The 19,333-nt window shown below is 54.0% G+C and carries 19 protein-coding genes and 1 tRNA gene; 18 read left to right on the top strand and 2 right to left on the bottom strand.

Translation table 11 applies throughout. The features are described 5' to 3' along the window. Positions 1–130 precede the first annotated feature (130 nt). From rpoD to JCM17844_RS03725, 5 genes are all read left to right on the top strand, one after another. Positions 131–2,287, top strand: coding sequence for an RNA polymerase sigma factor RpoD (rpoD, locus tag JCM17844_RS03745; RefSeq protein WP_210431299.1), 2,157 nt, complete (start codon positions 131–133; stop codon positions 2,285–2,287). Positions 2,288–2,555: 268 nt separating this feature from the next. Next, entirely contained in the window at positions 2,556–3,566 is a 1,011-nt protein-coding gene (locus JCM17844_RS03740; protein WP_149999733.1) for a PAS domain-containing protein, read from the top strand. A gap of 14 nt (positions 3,567–3,580) precedes the next feature. Beyond that, a complete protein-coding gene (locus tag JCM17844_RS03735; RefSeq protein ID WP_149999732.1) occupies positions 3,581–4,261 on the top strand; it encodes a sensor histidine kinase in 681 nt (226 codons plus the stop codon). Continuing rightward, positions 4,258–4,455 carry a sensor histidine kinase gene (locus tag JCM17844_RS03730; RefSeq protein WP_149999731.1) on the top strand — a complete coding sequence of 66 codons (198 nt, stop codon included), beginning with the start codon at positions 4,258–4,260 and terminating at the stop codon, positions 4,453–4,455. Before JCM17844_RS03735 ends, JCM17844_RS03730 begins: the two co-directional genes overlap by 4 nt. A gap of 124 nt (positions 4,456–4,579) precedes the next feature. Continuing rightward, positions 4,580–5,017, top strand: a complete 438-nt coding sequence (locus tag JCM17844_RS03725; RefSeq protein ID WP_210431298.1) for an MAPEG family protein — start codon at positions 4,580–4,582, stop codon at positions 5,015–5,017. 14 nt (positions 5,018–5,031) lie between these two features. Here JCM17844_RS03725 and JCM17844_RS03720 read toward each other — a convergent pair whose 3' ends face one another. Next, positions 5,032–7,383 carry a thiamine pyrophosphate-binding protein gene (locus JCM17844_RS03720; protein WP_149999730.1) on the bottom strand — a complete coding sequence of 784 codons (2,352 nt, stop codon included), beginning with the start codon at positions 7,381–7,383 and terminating at the stop codon, positions 5,032–5,034. Between the two features lie 146 nt (positions 7,384–7,529). Here JCM17844_RS03720 and pabB point away from each other — a divergent pair, with 146 nt between their 5' ends. The 9 genes from pabB (at position 7,530) to JCM17844_RS03675 (ending at position 16,118) form a co-directional block, all read left to right on the top strand. Continuing rightward, positions 7,530–9,344 carry an aminodeoxychorismate synthase component I gene (gene pabB / locus JCM17844_RS03715; protein ID WP_149999729.1) on the top strand — a complete coding sequence of 605 codons (1,815 nt, stop codon included), beginning with the start codon at positions 7,530–7,532 and terminating at the stop codon, positions 9,342–9,344. 1,031 nt (positions 9,345–10,375) lie between these two features. After that, positions 10,376–11,212, top strand: a complete 837-nt coding sequence (locus JCM17844_RS03710) for a DUF3450 domain-containing protein (RefSeq protein WP_210431297.1) — start codon at positions 10,376–10,378, stop codon at positions 11,210–11,212. Beyond that, the gene (locus JCM17844_RS03705) at positions 11,212–12,642 is read left to right on the top strand and encodes a MotA/TolQ/ExbB proton channel family protein (RefSeq protein WP_149999727.1); all 1,431 of its coding nucleotides are present in this window, start codon (positions 11,212–11,214) and stop codon (positions 12,640–12,642) included. The genes JCM17844_RS03710 and JCM17844_RS03705 overlap by 1 nt, the downstream gene beginning before the upstream one ends. Then, entirely contained in the window at positions 12,626–13,153 is a 528-nt protein-coding gene (locus tag JCM17844_RS03700; RefSeq protein WP_149999726.1) for a MotA/TolQ/ExbB proton channel family protein, read from the top strand. Before JCM17844_RS03705 ends, JCM17844_RS03700 begins: the two co-directional genes overlap by 17 nt. Positions 13,154–13,241: 88 nt before the next feature. After that, complete coding sequence (locus tag JCM17844_RS03695; RefSeq protein WP_149999725.1) at positions 13,242–13,646, top strand: ExbD/TolR family protein; 405 nt, start codon at positions 13,242–13,244, stop codon at positions 13,644–13,646. 72 nt (positions 13,647–13,718) lie between these two features. Further along, positions 13,719–14,117 carry an ExbD/TolR family protein gene (locus JCM17844_RS03690; protein ID WP_149999724.1) on the top strand — a complete coding sequence of 133 codons (399 nt, stop codon included), beginning with the start codon at positions 13,719–13,721 and terminating at the stop codon, positions 14,115–14,117. A 1-nt stretch (position 14,118) separates the two neighbouring features. Beyond that, complete coding sequence (locus JCM17844_RS03685) at positions 14,119–14,529, top strand: hypothetical protein (protein WP_149999723.1); 411 nt, start codon at positions 14,119–14,121, stop codon at positions 14,527–14,529. Then, positions 14,526–14,738, top strand: coding sequence for an energy transducer TonB (locus JCM17844_RS03680; RefSeq protein WP_235898902.1), 213 nt, complete (start codon positions 14,526–14,528; stop codon positions 14,736–14,738). Before JCM17844_RS03685 ends, JCM17844_RS03680 begins: the two co-directional genes overlap by 4 nt. A gap of 42 nt (positions 14,739–14,780) precedes the next feature. After that, positions 14,781–16,118, top strand: a complete 1,338-nt coding sequence (locus JCM17844_RS03675) for a tetratricopeptide repeat protein (RefSeq protein WP_149999721.1) — start codon at positions 14,781–14,783, stop codon at positions 16,116–16,118. Positions 16,119–16,598: 480 nt separating this feature from the next. Here the strand turns inward: JCM17844_RS03675 and JCM17844_RS03670 are convergent. Next, positions 16,599–16,685, bottom strand: a tRNA-Leu gene (locus tag JCM17844_RS03670). Between the two features lie 243 nt (positions 16,686–16,928). On the opposite strand from JCM17844_RS03670, the gene JCM17844_RS03665 reads away from it, so the two are divergent. The 4 genes from JCM17844_RS03665 to JCM17844_RS03650 all read left to right on the top strand — a co-directional run bounded on the left by JCM17844_RS03665 (position 16,929) and on the right by JCM17844_RS03650 (position 19,300). After that, complete coding sequence (locus JCM17844_RS03665) at positions 16,929–17,525, top strand: DUF7010 family protein (protein WP_149999720.1); 597 nt, start codon at positions 16,929–16,931, stop codon at positions 17,523–17,525. A gap of 89 nt (positions 17,526–17,614) precedes the next feature. Continuing rightward, entirely contained in the window at positions 17,615–18,193 is a 579-nt protein-coding gene (locus JCM17844_RS03660) for a YqaA family protein (RefSeq protein ID WP_149999719.1), read from the top strand. Between the two features lie 8 nt (positions 18,194–18,201). Next, the gene (locus JCM17844_RS03655; RefSeq protein ID WP_210431295.1) at positions 18,202–18,741 is read left to right on the top strand and encodes a disulfide bond formation protein B; all 540 of its coding nucleotides are present in this window, start codon (positions 18,202–18,204) and stop codon (positions 18,739–18,741) included. Next, positions 18,731–19,300, top strand: coding sequence for a demethoxyubiquinone hydroxylase family protein (locus JCM17844_RS03650; protein ID WP_210431294.1), 570 nt, complete (start codon positions 18,731–18,733; stop codon positions 19,298–19,300). The genes JCM17844_RS03655 and JCM17844_RS03650 overlap by 11 nt, the downstream gene beginning before the upstream one ends. Positions 19,301–19,333: the final 33 nt, after the last annotated feature.

Here is a 19,333-nt window from a genome sequence, read left to right as displayed (position 1 = left end):
TTTAAAGACCCGTTGAGTGACGTCGATCACATGGGAATGACTTGAGACAGACGGAAACGAACTGGAACGACACGGTTACAGAACCATTCTGGATGGCGCATCGCATTGGTCGTACGCGCACCGGACGATTTTGAAAGCAAGAGACAGAAAATATGGCAGCCAGCCTGAAGCACATGACGCCATTGACGCAGGCGAGGACGGCGACAGCCCCATTCTCGATTTGAGCGAAGCCTCCGTCAAAAAGATGATTCTTCGCGCCAAAGAACGCGGATATATCTCTTATGACGAGCTGAACAAGGCGCTTCCGAGCGAGGAAATGTCGTCGGAGAAAATCGAAGACGTTATGAGCCTCCTGTCGGAAATGGGGATCAATGTCATCGAGGGTGAAGACCCCGACGAAGACAGTGACACGGAAGAGGCAAGCGCGAAGCCAGCCAAGAAAAAAGCCGCAGCCCGGAGTCGGGCAAAGTCCACCAAATCCAGCCCGGCCGGCAAAGCCGAGGCCGAGGATGACGACGAGGATGACGATAAGGACGAGGAAGAAGAAGAAACCTTCAAAGTCTCTGAAGTAAAATCGGAAAATGATCGCACCGATGATCCCGTGCGCATGTATTTGCGGGAAATGGGCTCGGTGGAATTGCTCTCCCGTGAGGGCGAGATCGCCATAGCAAAACGCATCGAAGCCGGGCGGGAAACGATGATTTTGGGCTTGTGCGAAAGCCCTCTTACCTTCCAGGCACTGGTTTCGTGGTCCGAGGCCCTGAATGAAGGGAATATGCTGTTACGGGACATCATCGATCTGGATGCCACCATGGGAGGCGGGCCAGACGCCGCTGTTGCCGCATCGGCCCAGGACGATTCAGACGGTGAAGATGCCCAAATTGGCAACGACTCGGCTGCATCTGTTGCTGACGACTCGAAAAAAGTCGAACAAAAAGCCACCAATCCGAAAGACGACTCGGAAGAGGCATCCGAAAACACCACCGCATCGGACAATGACGAGGATGATGACGACGAGGCCAATATGTCCTTGTCGGCAATGGAAGAACATCTCAAACCCGAAACCCTTGAGAAGTTTGAAACCATCACCGCCACCTATAAAAAGCTGCACCGTTTGCAAGGGGCGCGCCTTGAAGCCGCTGCTTCCGGCGAGGTTTTGTCCGCCGCCAATGAACGCAAATACAAAAAGCTGCGCGCCGAACTGGTAGAGCTTGTGCGCTCGGTGCGTTTCAATAATCTGCGCATCGAAGAAATGGTGGATCAGCTGTATTCCTTGAACAAACGGCTGTTGACTCTGGGTGGCCGGGTTCTGCGCATGGCGGAAACCTATAAAATTCCCCGTTCTGATTTCCTGAATGAATATATGGGGCAAGAGCTGGAAGAAAACTGGTTGGAACGCGCCTCCACCAAAGACAAAAAATGGGCGAAATTCGCTGCAGCCGAAGCCAGTGCTGTTGCCAATATCCGCGATCAGGTGTCTGAAATTGCCAGTGAAGCGGGCCTGCAGGTGGCGGAATTCCGCCGCATTGTGCACACGGTACAAAAAGGCGAGAAAGAAGCCCGCATCGCCAAAAAGGAAATGGTGGAAGCCAATCTGCGGCTGGTTATTTCCATTGCGAAAAAATACACCAATCGCGGCTTGCAGTTCTTGGATCTCATTCAGGAAGGCAATATCGGCCTGATGAAAGCGGTGGATAAATTCGAATATCGCCGCGGCTATAAATTCTCCACCTATGCCACATGGTGGATCCGGCAGGCCATCACCCGCTCTATTGCCGATCAGGCCCGCACCATCCGTATTCCGGTGCATATGATCGAAACCATCAACAAGCTGGTACGCACAGGCCGCCAGATGTTGCATGAAATCGGTCGGGAAGCGACGCCTGAAGAATTGGCCGAGCGGCTGTCCATGCCTTTGGAGAAAGTCCGCAAGGTGATGAAAATCGCCAAAGAGCCGATCAGCCTTGAAACCCCCATTGGCGATGAGGAAGACAGCCATCTGGGCGATTTCATCGAAGACAAGAATGCCATCTTGCCGGTGGATTCCGCAATCCAGTCCAATCTGCGTGAAACCACAACACGGGTTCTCGCCAGCCTGACACCGCGTGAAGAACGTGTGCTGCGTATGCGTTTCGGCATCGGCATGAACACGGATCACACTTTGGAAGAGGTGGGCCAGCAATTCTCGGTGACCCGCGAGCGTATTCGCCAGATCGAGGCGAAAGCCCTGCGCAAGCTCAAGCATCCGAGCCGCTCTCGAAAGCTCAGAAGCTTCCTCGATACTTAAGAGAACACCAAATACGGCCATCCATATCGGGTGGCCGTTTTGCATAAAAAGCCGGTTCTTAAAAGGACGAGCCGCGCAAAGCCTGTCGCCACGCTATGGGCTTTTCATGCGTTCGTCGGAGGCGGAACCAATCATGGCCGGTCCGGCGGCATGCTGCGCTTTCATAAGAAAGTGCGTAAATCAAAAGACATGAATAACGATTTAAATTAGAATATTCTTATCATTTTGCTGTCACCGTATTTTCAAACGGCGACGTTCGGAATTGAGTATGACGACCGGTCAATTGGAATCAAAAAGTGACGCTGGCCTCACAGCCCTTCCGGCCTCTTCCGCCTGCGCCCAATTATGTCGCTCTGCTGAAATAATCTGCCCGTCCGTCATTCTTATCGGAATCGACATCGAAGGCCATATCCTCTGGATGAACGAACAGGCCCGCGCCGTCTTATATGGGCTTCCCCCTACCCACAAAACCGACACCATCTTCCAGTTGATCGAAACGGTCGATCACCCGGCCTTGACCAGCAATTTACGCACTTTGGTAAGAACCTGCGTCAATGCTGTGCAGATCGCATTTCATCTGAAGACCCCTATGGGGAAAGCACCCTATTTACGGGGCCATATTATCACGACCCCAAAAAATCCAGATGGAACAGATACTTATGTGATATCCGTCCATGCTGTCACGCCCTATAGCTCGGAAGATGATCATTTCCATAAAATCATCCATCAGGCGCTTGAAGCCACCATTGTGCATCGTGATGGCAAAGTGCTTTACGCCAATCAGAAAAGTGCCGACATCTTTGGCGTAGAAGACCATCAAAAGATGCTGGACATTCCCGATTTCCATTCCTTCATCCATCCCCATGACAAGGATTTATTCGAACAGCGCGACAATCACACCAAATCCGAAGGCATCTCTTCGGAAGAATTCGAATGTCGCCTGATCTCGGAAAAGGAAAAAATCACCTGGGTCCGGTGCCGCATTGGAACCATCATGTGGAATGGCCGCCCGGCCACGGTGACAACCTTCATCGACATTACCGACAAAAAATCGGAAGAGCATGCGCAACGGGAAAGAGAAAAGCTCTTCACAAGAATTCTGGAGATTTCGCCCGATGTGGTCGCCATATCAGATTGCGAGAGCGGGGAATATCTCTGGGTCAATACCGCATTTTCCAAATTCTTTGGAATTCCAGCCAAAGAGGTCTATGGGCGCACATCTCTTGAGCTTGGCATCTGGCACAGCCTGAACAACGGGCACAGCTTCTGGAAATTCTGAAAGAAAAAGGGGTTGTGGAAAATTTTGAAGCACGGGCCCATCTGGCCAATGGCCAGATCCATGACACATCGCTTGCGGCCACGAAAATCCGCTTCATGTCCAACGATTATATTGTCACCGTTGGCCGCGACATCACGCAACAAAAGCGGCAACAAAAAGATCTGGAAAACAGCATCGTGGCGGCGGAATTGGCCAACCGCTCGAAAACCGATTTTCTCACCAATATGAGCCATGAATTGCGCACCCCTCTGAACGCAATCATCGGCTTTTCAAGCCTGATATCCGAACAGGTGCATGGGGAAATCACCGCCCCTAAATATATCGAATATGCCGACGATATCCAAGACGCCGGCAGGCATTTGCTGCATATTGTCAATGATCTTTTGGATATGTCCAGAATCGAGGCCGGAAAAATCGATATCTATCTGGAAGCATTCGATATTCTTGAAACCTATGAGCAAATAGAGCGGCTATTGCGCGAAAGGATTATCGAAGAGGGCCTAAAAACAACGATCCATCCCCCTTCGCAGCCATTGCTGGTTTGGGCCGATATAAGCCGCACGAAACAGATCATGATCAATCTGCTCTCCAATGCCATAAAATTCACACCCAAAGGTGGGGAGATTCATGTTTTTGCAAAAGCAAAGGATGATGCTCCATCGCCTTTTCCATCAAAGACACCGGCATCGGCATGACAGAGGACGAAATCGTAACGGCCCTCTCCCCCTTTGGGCAAAGCGATACATCCTATACCCGGCATCATGACGGCATCGGCCTTGGCATCCCCATTGTAGAGAATCTGACCACGCTTCAAAACGGCACCTTTTCCATCCGGTCCAAACCGGGGGAAGGCACCACCGTCACCATCACGCTCCCCCAAGCCTCCTGACCTTCAGATAGGCCGCCGTCCATATCACGGCCCCGCCCTGTTCACCTTTTTCAAAGGGAAGGCTTTCCTTTTCAGTGCGACGTTGAATAAATGGACTGCACGCCATTCCCATCGCTTCAGGCATATGCCCATCATGCAGGAACGCACCACCATGCCTTTGCCCATAACCCTTGCCGCCGCATCGCTTTTGGGGCTTGTTCATCTTTTTCTGGTGGTCCGCAATGCGCTGGCCCGCCCCTCAAAAATCGAAAATGGCACTTATGTTGAGCAATCGCCTGAAAAGGCGGCGATTTTGGAGCACCGCATGCGTGTTGTGGCCAATTTCACCGAATACGCCCCCTTGGGGTTGATCCTTCTGGGCTTGTTGGAAAGTTCACAAGCTCCCCATCTTTTGGTGTTGGGCCTTGCCATCATATTGGTGCTGGGCCGCATTTTACATGCCTGGGGGTTCTCCCACACACCCGGTTACAGCTTTGGCCGGCTATGGGGAACGCTTCTTACATGGTTTTCCATCACGGGCCTTTCGCTGTCAGGGCTTTATGTCACCCTGATCATGGGCTGATCCACCATCCCTGATCAACGCGCCAGCAGAATGCTGGCCGCCGCATCCAAAATGGCATCCTCATCCAAACCATATGTCCGATAAAGGTCGGTCACGTCTCCGGATTGGCCAAAGCGATCCACGCCCAAAGGCGCCACCCGATGCCCACAAACCGCCCCCAACCAGGACAAACCGGCTGGCGCACCGTCCATCACCGTCACCAGTCCGGCATCAGGGGACAAGCGCCCCAAAAGCCTGCGAATATGGCTCTTTGGCACATGGCCTCCGGCGCGCTGTGCCCGGATTTCGGCGCTCCATTCCTGATGCAAGACATCCAGAGATGTCACAGCCAGCAAGCCCGCACCGGGGACATCCTCGCGGATCGCCTCGAACGCGGCCAAGGCTTCCGGTGCCACGGCCCCTTGATAAACAATCGCCAGATCGGCACCGGGGGCGGGCTCCACAAGCCAATAACCGCCATCCACCACATCCTGTTGCCATTGGGCATCCGTCACCCGCTCCGGCTGGGCGATGGGGCGGGTGGACAGCCGTAAATAAACCGACCCGCCATCCTCGGCCTGCATATGGGAAAAGCCAAAGCGCATGATATGGGACAGCTCATCCACAAAGGCGGGCTCATAAGACCGCAGATTGGGCTGCGCCATGCCGATCAATGGCGTGTGGATGGATTGATGGGCGCCGCCTTCAGGAGCCAGTGTCAGCCCGGACGGAGTGGCCACCAGCATGAAACGGGCATCCTGATAACAGGCATAATTCAGCGCATCCAGACCGCGATTGATAAAGGGATCATAAAGCGTTCCCACCGGCAAAAGCCGTGTTCCGAACAGGCTGTGGGACAAGCCCAGCGCCCCAAGGGCCAAAAACAGATTGTTTTCAGCGATACCCAATTCCAGATGCTGCCCGTTTTTTGTTCCGGCCCAGCGTTGCGGGCTGACCACCGCTTCACGCTTGAACACATCTTCACGGCTTTCCCGATTAAATAAGCCACGCTGATTGACCCACCCCCCCAGATTGGTGCTGGTGGTCACATCCGGCGAGGTGGTGACGATATGATCTGCCAAAGCGCTATCCGTGCGCCCCAGATCATTGAGAATCTTGCCAAAGGCCACCTGCGTTGCCTGTTCTGCCCCGCTTGGGCAGGGAAACGCTGCCGGCACATCAAGACGGGCGGCTTGGTGGCGGCGGAGACCGCATGCCTTGAACGGCACTTCATCGAGAAAAGCCTGAAGGGCGGTGACTGTTTCCTCATCAAGGCCCGCAAAACGGTCCCATTCTTCGCCGTCCGCAATGCCGTTCAGAGCGCGGAATTCAGCCATCTGCGCCGGATTCATCAATCCCGCATGATTATCCTTATGGCCTTTGAACGGCAGGCCATAGCCCTTTATGGTATAAATAATGAAACAATGGGGGCGATCATCGGTGATGCCTTGGAAGGTTTCTTGCAGTAAAGCCAGATCATGCCCGGCCAGATTGAGCATCAAATCCTCAAGGGCTTCATCGTCATAGCCCGCCAATAGCGCCGCCACATCCGAACCATCCCCAAGATCGGCCAGCAACCGTTCCCGCCAAGCCTTTGCCCCTTTATAGGTCAGCGCGGAATAAAGATCATTGGGGCAGTTCTCGATCCAGTCACGCAGGGCCGCGCCCCCCGGCTTGGCAAAAGCCGCTTCCAGCTTTTTACCGAATTTCAGGGTATGCACCGTCCAATCGGTGGCTTCAAACATCGCTTCATAACGCCGCGACATGCCAAGCGGTGTCACCGCATCAAGGCTTTGCCGATTATAATCGATGATCCACCATGTGTTGCGCAGGCCGTATTTCGCCCCTTCCAGCATGGCTTCATAAATATTGCCTTCATCCAGTTCCGCATCGCCCATCAAGGCGATCATGCGTCCGGTTTGCTCCTCGGACAGCCAGGATTTGGCCAGCAAATAATCCTGCACCATGGACGCAAAAGACGTGATGGCCACCCCAAGCCCGACAGAGCCGGTGGAAAAATCCACATCATCTTGGTCCTTGGTGCGCGATGGATAGGATTGCGCCCCGCCCAAAGCCCGAAAGCGTTTCAACTGCTCCACATCTTGCTGGCCCAGAAGATATTGGATGGCATGGAATACCGGACTGGCATGAGGCTTGACCGCCACCCGGTCTTCGGGGCGCAAAATATCAAAATAAAGGGTCGTGAGCACGCTGGCCAACGATGCCGAAGAAGCCTGATGCCCGCCCACCTTTACTTTATCCCGCGCCGGGCGCAGATGATTGGCATGATGCACCATCCACGCCGACAACCAGCGAACCCGCTTATCCAGAAGGGTCAAATAGTTTACGGTTTGATCGTCTACGGGTTGGCGCTGTTGTCCGGTCATTGTTGCCCCTTGATGTGCAGCCGGTTGATCCGGCCTTGTTGAAGAAGGGGGCATCATAAGCAAGCCTTGTCACTTGTCTATCCTTGACGCACGAGAAACCACGGACTAGAGCGCCATCTCCACGCGCCGCTGAGGAATGCCGCCAGATGCCCTTGCGCCACCCGCCTTTTGTTTTCCTTGATAACCCCACCACCCCTATGGGTGCGCCGGTGGCCCGGCTGTTTTCCAACCCCTTAAAAATTCTGTGCGCGCAAACATGGGATGAGGTTCCCGCAACCCTTGAAAGCGCCGACGCGGCCTTGGCATCCGAACAATATCTGGCCGGCTGGATTGCCTATGAAGCCGCGGCCTGTTTCGAACCCCGTTTGAAAGCGGCCATCCACAGCCTCCCCGAAGAACCATTGATCTGGCTGGGCGTGTTCGGCCCGCCGCAACAGATGGATCAAGCCGAATGTGAAGCCGCCTTCATAAAAGCACAGGGGGGCAGCGCGCGCCGGGCGCGGATCTCCGCGCGCCGCATTGGCGAAGATCCTGCCCGATATGCACAACAACTCGGCCGGATTCAGGAGGCCTTGACCGCCGGCGATGTGTATCAGGTGAACCATATTTTCCCCCTTGATCTGGATATCGAAGGTGATCCACTGGCCCTCTATCAAAGGCTGCGCCGCAGCCAGCCGGTAGAATTCGGGGCGTTCATTGATACGGGCGAGCGCAAGATTCTGTCTTGTTCGCCGGAATTGTTCGTCCGCAGCACCAATGGCCACCTGGAAGCGCGCCCCATGAAGGGCACCGCAAGGCGCGGTCTGGGACCAGAGCAGGATGCGGATCAAGCCAACAGGCTTGTGAGCGATGAAAAATCTCGCGCCGAAAATCTGATGATCGTCGATCTGTTGCGCAATGATCTGACACGGATCGCCGAACCGGGCAGTGTTTCGGTGCCCACATTGTTTGAGGTAGAGCGTTATCCGTCCTTATTGCAAATGACATCCACCATCACTGCCACCCGCCGTGCAGATGCGCGTTTCAGCCATATTGTGCGCGCCCTGATGCCGTGCGGTTCGATCACCGGCGCACCCAAGATCCGCGCCATGGAGCTGATCGCCCAAACGGAACCCCAACCGCGCGGGATCTATACCGGAGCCATCGGTTGGGCCGCGCCAAATGGTGATCTGTGCTTCAATGTGGCCATCCGCACCCTTGTGGAACAAACGTCGGGGGCGTTTCGGTTTGGCATTGGCAGCGGCATCGTTGCCGATAGCAACACCGATGCGGAATATGACGAATGTCTTTTGAAGGCCCGGTTTCTGGAAGACGAGCCGGACGATTTCGCTCTCATCGAAACACTGCTTTGGACAGCAGAAAAAGGGTTCCCTTATTTAAGCCGTCATATGGCGCGGCTGGCGGAATCAGCCCGCCATTTCGGGTTTCCGTTCGATGACACCGCTCTCAAGGCCGCCCTGCACGAAACTGTAATCAATTGTGATGGCAGCAAGCGCATACGCCTGCTTTTGGGGGCGTCGGGCCAGATCAGTGTCACCGCAACGCCCTATGAGGCATGGCCCGCACCGGTGCGCCTCGTCTTGGCGGATAGCATTCTACCGTCCCTGCATAGATTTTCGCGCCACAAAACCACATGTCGGGAGCGGTATGAAGCGCCGCTGGCCGCTGCCAAGCGTGCACATGCAGCCGATGAAGTGCTATTCCTCAATGAATATGGTCACTTATGCGAAGGATCGCGCAGCACTCTTTTTGTGCAAAAAAAGGGACAGCTTTTCACCCCGCCTTTATCCGACGGCCCCCTCCCCGGCGTTTTGCGCGCCCATATGCTGGCTTCAGGGCAAGCGGTGGAGGCCCATCTCAAGACAAGCGATCTGGAAGAATGCGACGCCATCTTTGTGGGAAATGCTGTGCGTGGCCTTGGTCGGGCCGAATTTTATCCGCACATTCCGGTCACAAATTGATAAGCCGGATTTGAAAAGAAGACTGTCTCATCACAAACAAACCATGATTCGGCCAAAACTTGGGCTTATTACAAGCACATGTATCGATTGTTAAGGGTCATTTTACACGTATCTTGCATAATCAGGCGATCGAGAGTCGCAATGAATCGCTATAAAAAAAATGCGCAGTGCAAATAACGCGAGAATAAAATCGAGCCTCTACGCGCTTTGAATGAGTTGGAAGCAGATTATGGCCGCACAACACAAACATGTGACAATGCAATATGCCGACACATTGGCAGCGGAATTACTCCGTCATTTGGGCTATGAAGCCGCCCAGAGAACCTGCTGCGAAAATCATTGGGACGGCGTCTTGGAGGCTTTGAAACGTCAAAGTGAGCATAAAACAGCCTCTCGCTAAAGCGCAGAGCCTGCCTCTCCCAAACGATTCAAAATCAAGCCAATCCGCGCCCTGTCCGCCCCTGCGGGCGGCCTTCCGATTCTGTTATTTTGCCCCCACCTCCCCGCGAATCGCGCGCGTTAATAAACTTATGCATCTCCTGCAAGGCATAATTTGGAAACTTTTTGCTTGGAATTAGGCAAAATTCTTGGATTATGTGGCGCTGTTCTGGCTCTCTGAGTCAGAATAGGTACGATGCGCGGAGAAAGCTGCCCTTGCTTTTTGGGCGGTTTCTTTTCGTTGACGGTTAAATATTCAACAAAGATCGGCGCGTAAGCCTCTCCCTGCAAGGAACTGTGGTCGCCCGGTCGATATTGAAAATCGATTTTACGCCCAAAAAGGGGTAAGATCGATCAACGTAGGAGAGATGGTTTAGTCGTGTGTGGCAATCAAGCCCGCAAGTTCAACCGTTTTTTGCTGTTCGGCAGAAGGGATACCTCTGTCGGCGCGATCTCCCTAATCTCTCAACAATGTCCTGAATTCAGGCTGAATGGGGTGGTGTTTTAAATATATGATACACTGCAAACATATCACGCCGGAATCGAGCCGCGGCAGGTGCTGCGGTAAAGTGGCAAGTCCTATGGGAAGAAAAATGCAACCACGATTGAGAAAGCTCGCTTGCTCGACGGCGGTGGCCGTCGCCTTTGCCTGCGGCGCCAGTGTCGTACAGGCACAGACCGCAGCACCGGCACAGAGCTCCCCCCCCCAGATCCAATCTGGCCAGGATCTGGAGCAAATTTTTCAAGAAGCCAACGAGCTGAACAAGCTGGCACAGGCTTCACAGGAAAGAATCGAAGACACGGCATCCGAAACGCAGCGCCTGCTGCGGGATTTTCAAGCCGTTCTTCGTCAAATCGAAAGCCTGAAGGCATATAATGCCCAGCAACGCCGTGTTGTGGCTGATCAGGAAGAACAGCTTGCTGAGCTTCAACAGTCCATCAACGATGTGGTGTCGATCCGTCGTGAGATCACCCCGCTGATGCTGCGGATGATCGATCGTCTTGAGGAATTCGTCGCACTCGACGTTCCGTTCTTGCATGACAAACGCACGCAGCGCGTTGCGAATCTGCGGGACTTCATGGACCAGTCCAATATTTCTCCATCGGAGAAATTCCGTCTCGTTCTTGAAGCCTATCAGATCGAAAACGAGTTTGGCCGCACCATTGAATCCTATCGTGGAGCGCTGGAGATTGACGGTCAGGAACGCCAGGTCGACTTCCTCCGTATTGGCCGCGTGGTTCTTGCTTATCAAACGCTAGATGGCCAGCTTCAGGGCCGTTGGAACCAAGAAACCAAAGCCTGGGAAGCCCTTGGCGCAGAATATAGCGGGTCCATCGATGCCGCCATGCGCTTTGCGAAAAAGCAAGCAGCCCCGCAAATGTACCTCCTGCCGGTTTCCGGCCCCAAGCAGTCTAAGGAGGCAAACTGATGAATAAATTTCTCACCACAGCCATTGCGCTTGTGATGGGTGGGCTCGCCTCCACAGCCTTTGCTCAGGATGCGACGGACGAACAACCCGCACCGCCGCCTTCGCAGATGCGCCCTGCAGACCTTGATAGCCTGCTGGATCAGGTGCGCCGCGGTCGTGTAACGGAAACATCCGAACATCGTCAGCGCGAAGCGGAATTCCGCGCCCGCCGCGATCAGCAGGATCGCTTGCTCACCGAAGCCAACCAAGAACAGGCATCGGAAGAAAGAACCTCTGAACGCCTTGAAAAAGCCATTCAGGACAACGAGCAAAGCATTCGTGAGCTTGACGCCACCTTGCAAGAGCGCTTGGGTGAACTGAAAGAAATGTTCGGGGTGCTGCAGCAGGTTGCAGGCGACACCCGTGGCACGATCGAAAGCTCCCTCATCACCGTTGAATACGGCAAAGAGCGGCGCCTTGAAGGCATCAATAACCTGATTGCCAAGGCATCACGGTCTTCGACCCTGCCATCCATCAACGAGATCGAAGTTCTCTGGCAAGAGATGATGCTGGAAATGGTCGCCTCCGGCGAAGTGACCAAATTCGATCACTCCATCGTTGCGGCTGATGGCGAAAAGAAAAATGTCGAACTGGTTCGCGTCGGCAATTTCAATCTCGTCTCCGATGGCAAATATTACGATTATCTGCCTGAAAGCGGTAATGTGGTTGAACTGGGCCGCCAGCCCTCCGCACGCTTCACCGGCTCCACAGCGGACCTTGTGAATGCATCCGCCGGCGATACCGTTGCCTTCGGTGTTGACCCAACCCGCGGTCAGCTTCTCGGCCTTTTGATCCAGTCTCCGACGCTGCAAGAGCGTGTGGATCAAGGGGGCGCTGTTGGTTATGTGACGCTGGCTCTTGGTGCCATCGGCGTGGTGATCGCGATCTTGAAGATGATCACCCTTTCGATCACCACAGCCAAGGTTCGCAGCCAGACCAAAACTCCAGGCGATCCCAAAGCCAGCAATCCGCTCGGTCGTGTTCTTACGGTTTATAAAGAAAACCCGACGGTCGATGTGGAAACGCTTGAGCTCAAACTGGATGAAGCCATTTTGCGTGAAACCCCAGCTCTTGAGCGGGGCCTGACGGTGATCAAGCTGATCTCCGCTGTGGCACCGCTGCTGGGTCTTTTGGGAACGGTGACCGGCATGATCGCCACCTTCCAGGCCATCACGCTGTTTGGTACCGGCGATCCCAAGCTCATGGCGAACGGTATTTCGCAAGCCCTCGTGACGACCGTGATTGGTCTTGTCGTGGCCATCCCGACCCTTTTGCTGCACAGCTTTGTTGCTGGCATGAGCAAGCGGGTGATCCACGTCCTCGAGGAACAAAGCGCCGGTATCGTTGCCGTGCACGCGGAAAAGGAGCAAGGGCGTGCAGTCGCTTCTTGACGCATATACCGCAATCCTGATCTTCATGGAGAAGGGCGGCGTCGTGCTTTACGGCGTCCTCGCCGTCACCTTCTTCATGTGGGTCCTGATCATCGAACGCATCTGGTATTTCACTGCCAGCGCCAAAACCGACGTCCGTCGTGCATTGGCCGCTTGGGAGTCGCGCGACGAACGTCGTTCGTGGTATGCTCACAAGGTGCGGACAGCGATGATTTCCGAGGTGTCCCAGAACCTCAATGCCAATGTGGATCTCATCAAGACTTTGGTGGCCACCTGCCCGCTTGTGGGCCTGTTGGGTACTGTGACCGGCATGGTCAGTGTGTTTGATGTGATGGCGGTTCTGGGAAGCGGCAATGCCCGCGCCATGGCGGATGGGGTATCGAAAGCCACCATTCCCACCATGGCAGGCATGGTCGCCGCCTTGTCGGGCGTGTTCATGAGCACCTGGATCGAGCGCAAAGCAAAGCGCGAGAGCGAGCGGCTGGAAGACACGCTGACAATGGACCACTGAGGAACGAGCGGACCCAACAAGGTATGCCGTTGCGCTTTTTTGGCGCAGCGGTCCCTGGAAAAGTCCCTCTCAGCAACCGAGAGAACCGATGCGCAAGTTTTCAAAAGCGGAAGAAGAAGCCGAGATCAACATGACACCGATGCTCGACATCGTGTTCATTATGCTGATCTTCTTCATCGTCACTGCATCGTTCGTGAAGGAATCCGGGCTTGATGTGAACAAGCCGCCGCCAAACGAACAGCAGAAGAAAGATGACGATAAGAAAAACATCTTGATTCAGGTTGATAGTTCAAACCGGATCTTCGTCAATCTGCGACCCGTCGACATCGCCTCCGTCCGCGCCAATGTGGAACGTCTGCATGCGGAAAACCCCGAAGGCGTCGTTGTGATCCAACCAGCCGAAGATGCCTTTGCGGGCATTGTTGTGGAAATTTACGACCAAGCACGACAGGCCGGTGTATACAATGTGTCGATCGCGGAAGGTCGCCAATAAACCGATTGGGGTGTCTGCCCCCAAGGCAGATACCCCGTTTGATCCAATTTCCGGGCATAGGCAGAGCCAATCATGAGAGATCACGCTCAGACAGAAGAAGATGCCGAAATCAACATGACGCCGATGCTCGACATCGTGTTCATCATGCTCATCTTCTTCATCGTGACGGCCACTTTCATCAAGGAAGCGGGCGTTGAGATTAATAAACCGCCGGCAGTTACAGCCGAAAAGAAAGACCGCGCCAGTATTCTGATCGCGATCACCGAAACGGATGAGATCTGGATCAACCGCAAGCAGGTTGATTTGAAGTCGCTGCGCACAAATATAGAGAAGCTGCACGCAGAAAACCCGCAAGGGACTGTTGTGGTACAAGCGGACGCCCGTTCAAAAGCCGGTCTGATGATCGCGGTGACAGAAGCCGTGAACGACTCAGGCGTTCCCAGTGTGGCCGTATCCACCAAGGAGAAATAAAATGGTTGCTCGCTATGTAACGGCCTTGTTGGTCGCAACTGGTGTAACCTTCACCCTCTTCTACGTCATGCAGGCGCTGGTCGTCAGTGACAAAGTGGAATTGAGCGATGTCCAGAGCGTCCGCTTCCTTGATACAATACGTGTGGATCGCCCTCAGGAGGCCAAGGTTGAAGAGCGCAAGGTAGAAAAGCCTGTGCCACCAGATGCCCCCCCGCCAGATCTCGATATCCCCAATGTTAGTGCCAACAATGCATCTCAGGGGCTGAATTTCGGCCAGTTGAGCGTGGACACAGGGATTGAAGGCGTTGGCGTTGGCTTGGTGCACCCACCGATGGCGACTATTTGCCCTTGGTGCGTATTCAACCGCAATATCCCCGTCGGGCAGCTGAGCGTGGGATTGAGGGTTATGTGATCGTCGAACTGACAGTGACCCCCCAAGGCACGGTTGAAGATGTGCGGATCGTCGAAGCGGACCCGCGCGGTTATTTCGAGCGCGCCGCAGAACAGGCCGCATATAAATTCAAATACAAACCCAAGGTTGTGAATGGTGAGCCCATTGCGGTGGACGGTGTCCAATATATGTTCAGCTTCAACCTCGAAGAAGGCGGACGTCGGCGTTAAGCCGACCGTTCCCTTGCTTAAACCATTGGGAGGTTTCAAGGCATGAAAACAAAACAGACAAAAATGGGCCTGTCGCTGATAGCAACACTGGCAGTGGTTTCTGTGGCAGTCCCTAATGTACCGGGTGGATTCTCCCTTTTGGATATCCGCTCCGCTCAGGCGCAAAGTGATGAAAAGCCAAAGCGCAGCAGCAAGAAGGTGGATAGCCTTCGTGCCAATGTATATGAGAAGATCGCCAAGGCTCAGGAGAAGCTCGAAAAAGGTGAAAAAGCGGATGCTATCAAAGATCTGAACAGTCTTCTGGAAGACAAGATCAACGATTACGAAACCGCTATCGTGTACCAAATCCTCGCCAGCTCGGTTTATATCGAGGAGGAGCGGTACAAAGAGGCCATCACAGAATATGAAAAAATTCTCAAGTTGGAGCGCGTTCCTGATAGCCTGCAGATTGCCAGCTTGAACGCATTGGCCCAGCTCTATCTGGTCGACGAGCAATATGAGAATTCAATCACCTATATGAAGCGGTGGATGGAGACTCAGGAAGCTCCCGGCCCGACGGCTTATTATTTCCTAGCGCAGGCTTATTACGGGATGGAGGACTATGCAAATATTGTCCCCAATATCTTGAAAGCCATTGAGCTTGGTCGGGCCCGTGGCGATGAGCCAAAAGAAAACTGGTACCTGATGCTGCGTCTGGCTTATTTCGAGCTGGGAAATTTTGAAAAAGTCCGCGATGTTCTCGAATATCTGACGGTCAATTTCGAAAAGCCGGAATATTGGCGCCAACTGGCTGCGGTTTATTCCGAATTGGGCCAGGAAGACAAGCAATTCGCCACCATGGAAGTGGCCTATCGCCAAGGCTATCTGGATAAAGAAAGCCAATTGATCAATCTCGCACAGCTTTATCTTTATCATAATGTCCCGATCAAATCCGCCTGGGTTATTGAAAAGGGCATGAAGGATGGCATCATCGAGAAGGATGGCGAGAATTACGAATTGCTGGGTCAAGCCTATCTGAATGCCCAAGAAATGCGCAAAGCTGAAGAACCCTTGCGCCTTGCCGCCAAAGATGAGGACAATGGTGATATCTGGATGCGTTTGGGGCAGGTTTATGCCGAGCAGGAACGCTGGAAAGAAGCGATTGAGCCCCTTCAAAAAGCCGTTGACTCCGATGATTTGGACAAGCCCGGCTATGCGCATATGATGATCGGGATGGCGTACTTTAACACCGGAAAATTGGAAGACGCGAAGAAAACCTTCCGTCAGGCTGCCAAGTTTGAAGAAACGAAAAAAGCTGCGGCTAAGTGGATCGACTATACCGGCAAAGAACAAGAACGCCGTGCCCAGCTTACGGAATATTACGGAGGTGGCGGGCAGTAAGCGCCCCACATCTCTGTGCCTTTGAAGGGTCGCCCGCAATTGCGTGCGGCCCTTTTTACGGTGCTCCCCCCGGCCTCAGGAGGACTATATCTGGCTCCTCCTATCCTCGCGAAGACGAGCCAAGCCTTCCCCGCTTGACTGTTAATGCTTCCCATACCCCCAAATCGGATTGGGACGGCGCTGAAGCCTATAGGGATAGGAAGCAACGAATATATTTGCGAAAGCCTAATGCAGCCACGGTACCGACGGAAAAGTCCATCCCATAACAGCAAAAACTGCCATACATATAGATGAGGCATACGGGCTGAAGAAATAGATGTTATGAGAGCGCACAGAAAATACGCGCCGGACTTCATGATTTTTTCTGGAAAATATTGAGGCCCGCGCCGTATTTATCGACGCCTATGCCCCAAGCAGATCCTGCAAATATGTTGCTTTGGCAATCAGCATGTGCTGCTTGAAGCAAAAACATAAAACACTTGGTGCCCCCAGTCGGACTCGAACCGACACTCCCTTGCGAGAACCAGATTTTGAGTCTGGCGCGTCTACCAGTTCCGCCACAGGGGCCCTGTGTGGTCTGCGTTGTGAGGGCGCATATTAGGGTTTGTTACGGCCGCGTCAAGAGGGTCTATGACAAACCTGAAAAATAAACATAACGCCACAATCATCCCGCCAATTTACACAGAATGGATCAACGACCCGGCCCGCCTTGCAGTCATGGTCTTCGTTGGACAAAACCACTACGTCCTTTTAGAATCAGAATTCATATAGGGAACAGGCTGAATATAAAAACCGGAAGACAAAGGGGATATGGCGGCCCAATCGGAACACGAATCGGCTCTTTTGGAGCGGGAACTCGAAAAACAGCGCCTCGGTTCTTATGCCCGCCTAAAAGGTGGTTTCCCGGTGCTGTTGGCTGGCGCCAGCTATTGGCTTGTGCTTGGCCTTCTCGGATGGAAAGAAAGCGGCCCACTATGGTACTGGGTGGCGCTATTCGGTAACGGCGCGATTTTTCCGTTGGCCCTGCTCTATGCGGCTCTCTTCAAAAACAACTTTCTCAAAGATCGCACGGCGGTAAGCAGCGTTCTGCTTCCCACGTTCATCAGCATGTTGCTGTTCTGGCCCATGGCCATCGCCGCTCTATGGGAAGGTCTAACGATTTTCCCCCTGATTCTGGCCATAGGCTTGTCCTTGCATTTCCCGGTCATCGGTTGGAGTTACGGGCGCACCGTCCCTTTCAGTCTTCATGCAATCATCCGCGCTGTTGTTGTGTTCCTGATCTGGTGGTTGCTGCCGGAATTCCGCCTGAATCTGTTGCCTCTGGCGGTCGCTCTTCTTTATCTTCTCATGGTGGCGTTTGTTCTTTTCGATTCTGCAAAGGTACAAACCCGCCTGACCGCTTCATGACCGGCCCTCCCGCTATCTCTTTTTCGCGCATTGCCTTTGCTGTCTGCTGCTGCTAGCCAAGAGGCGCCCCTTTAAAGGACTTTAAGCCCATGCTGCGCCGGCTCTATGATTGGACGCTGGAAAAAGCCCGCCACCGCCATGCCGAGTGCTGGCTGGCCTTCATCTCGTTCATAGAAAGCTCTGTCTTTCCCATCCCCCCTGATGTGATGCTGCTTCCCATGACTCTGGCGGCAAGGGAAAAAGCCTTTCGTTACGCCTTTATTTGTACAGCAGCCTCCGTTTCCGGGGCCTTGGCGGGATACGGCATCGGCTATTATCTATGGGATCTGATTGGCCAGCCCCTGATTGCCTTTTATGGCTATGAGCACCAGTTCGCCTTGTTTCATGACCGCTTTACAGAATATGGCGGGTGGCTGGTCTTTCTGTTCGGGCTGACCTTTTTTCCATTCAAGGTCATCACCCTTGCCAGCGGCGTTGTGGCCTTGAACCCACTGGTGTTTCTGATGGCCGCCACCTTATCCCGCGCACCGCGCTTTTTCATCGAATGCGCTTTGTTGTGGAAATTTGGTGCCCCCATTCAATCTTTCATCGAAAAGCGCTTCACCCTCTTGGTCAGCCTGTTTGTGATCTTGCTGTTGGGTGGTTTTTTTGCGATCAAATATCTATAGGAGCTTCCATGCCAGCCATGTCCCTCATGACCGATCTGATCGCCAAGAAACACCCTGCCACCCTGCCAACTTTATTGGCGCTGGCTGCCGCTGCCATGCTGGCGGGGGCACTGTTTTTCGAGCATGGGATGGGCCTTGCACCATGCAAGCTGTGCCACTGGCAGCGCCTGCCATATTATCTGGCCCTTGCCCTTTTTATCCCGCCACTGATTTTCGGCCGGAAAGCCCTTGTGCCGACACTGGCTGCTGCCATGCTGCTATTTGCAGCAACGGCCAGCATCGGCGGTTTTCACACCGGTGTGGAACAAGGCTGGTGGCAAGGACCAAGCACCTGTTCCGGCGGCGGGATTTCCGATGATCCCGCTCTTGCGCTTGAACAGATCATGAATGCACAATTGGTCCGGTGCGACGAAATCGCCTGGTCTTTCCTAGGGCTTTCCATGGCTGCATGGAATATGATCATCGCACTTGGATTGACCGCTGTGGCGGGACTTGGCTTGATCGCTGCCCGCAGCACCCCGTTGACGGAGCTACCCGATGCCCCATAAGGCAAAACACCCTTCACCAATGCGCCCCCTGCCCGGGGACCGTCCGCATGACGAAACGGTCGAAGAAATGATCCGTGTGGATCATGCGGGAGAATATGGGGCGGCACGCATCTACGCCGGGCAGCTTGCCGTATTGGGCCATCACCACCGTCTGAGCCCGCTTATTCGCCATATGGAGGAACAAGAAGCCCGCCATTTGGCCCGCTTTGATGCCATCCTGACAGAACGACAGGTGCGTCCCTCTTTATTGTCACCATTTTGGCATGTGGCAGGCTTTGCACTGGGGGCCGGAACGGCTTTGATGGGCGAGCGTGCCTTGATGGCCTGCACCGCCGCCGTCGAGGAAGTGATCGAAGATCATTATGAGCAGCAGCGGACCACATTGGGGGAAAGCGAGCCAGAGCTGGCCGCAACCATTGCCGATTTTCAGGCGGAAGAAGCCGAGCATAGAGAAACCGCCATCGCCCATGGAGCAAAAGACACCCCCGGCTATGGACTGCTGGCAAGCGCCATCAAAACCGGCTGCCGCGCCGCTATTGCGCTGGCCAAAAAGATCTGATCACGCCCGGAAATCACCAAGGCAAAGCCGCCC

This window comes from Iodidimonas gelatinilytica, assembly GCF_008579125.1.
Classification (GTDB): Bacteria; Pseudomonadota; Alphaproteobacteria; order Sphingomonadales; family Rhodothalassiaceae; genus Iodidimonas; species Iodidimonas muriae.
The sequence above is the reverse complement of the archived record's forward strand: the minus strand, read 5'-3'. Positions and strand labels throughout refer to the sequence as shown.

Coding starts and splice junctions, on each gene's coding strand:
- JCM17844_RS03705 (WP_149999727.1), top strand. CDS start 11,212: ATGAATAAATTTCTCACCACAGCCATTGCGCTTGTGATGGGTGGGCTC.
- JCM17844_RS03655 (WP_210431295.1), top strand. CDS start 18,202: ATGCCAGCCATGTCCCTCATGACCGATCTGATCGCCAAGAAACACCCT.
- JCM17844_RS03695 (WP_149999725.1), top strand. CDS start 13,242: ATGCGCAAGTTTTCAAAAGCGGAAGAAGAAGCCGAGATCAACATGACA.
- JCM17844_RS03690 (WP_149999724.1), top strand. CDS start 13,719: ATGAGAGATCACGCTCAGACAGAAGAAGATGCCGAAATCAACATGACG.
- JCM17844_RS03725 (WP_210431298.1), top strand. CDS start 4,580: ATGCCCATCATGCAGGAACGCACCACCATGCCTTTGCCCATAACCCTT.
- JCM17844_RS03660 (WP_149999719.1), top strand. CDS start 17,615: ATGCTGCGCCGGCTCTATGATTGGACGCTGGAAAAAGCCCGCCACCGC.
- JCM17844_RS03675 (WP_149999721.1), top strand. CDS start 14,781: ATGAAAACAAAACAGACAAAAATGGGCCTGTCGCTGATAGCAACACTG.
- JCM17844_RS03665 (WP_149999720.1), top strand. CDS start 16,929: ATGGCGGCCCAATCGGAACACGAATCGGCTCTTTTGGAGCGGGAACTC.
- JCM17844_RS03710 (WP_210431297.1), top strand. CDS start 10,376: ATGCAACCACGATTGAGAAAGCTCGCTTGCTCGACGGCGGTGGCCGTC.
- JCM17844_RS03650 (WP_210431294.1), top strand. CDS start 18,731: ATGCCCCATAAGGCAAAACACCCTTCACCAATGCGCCCCCTGCCCGGG.
- JCM17844_RS03720 (WP_149999730.1), bottom strand. CDS start 7,383: ATGACCGGACAACAGCGCCAACCCGTAGACGATCAAACCGTAAACTAT.
- JCM17844_RS03730 (WP_149999731.1), top strand. CDS start 4,258: ATGACAGAGGACGAAATCGTAACGGCCCTCTCCCCCTTTGGGCAAAGC.
- pabB (WP_149999729.1), top strand. CDS start 7,530: ATGCCCTTGCGCCACCCGCCTTTTGTTTTCCTTGATAACCCCACCACC.
- JCM17844_RS03740 (WP_149999733.1), top strand. CDS start 2,556: ATGACGACCGGTCAATTGGAATCAAAAAGTGACGCTGGCCTCACAGCC.
- JCM17844_RS03685 (WP_149999723.1), top strand. CDS start 14,119: ATGGTTGCTCGCTATGTAACGGCCTTGTTGGTCGCAACTGGTGTAACC.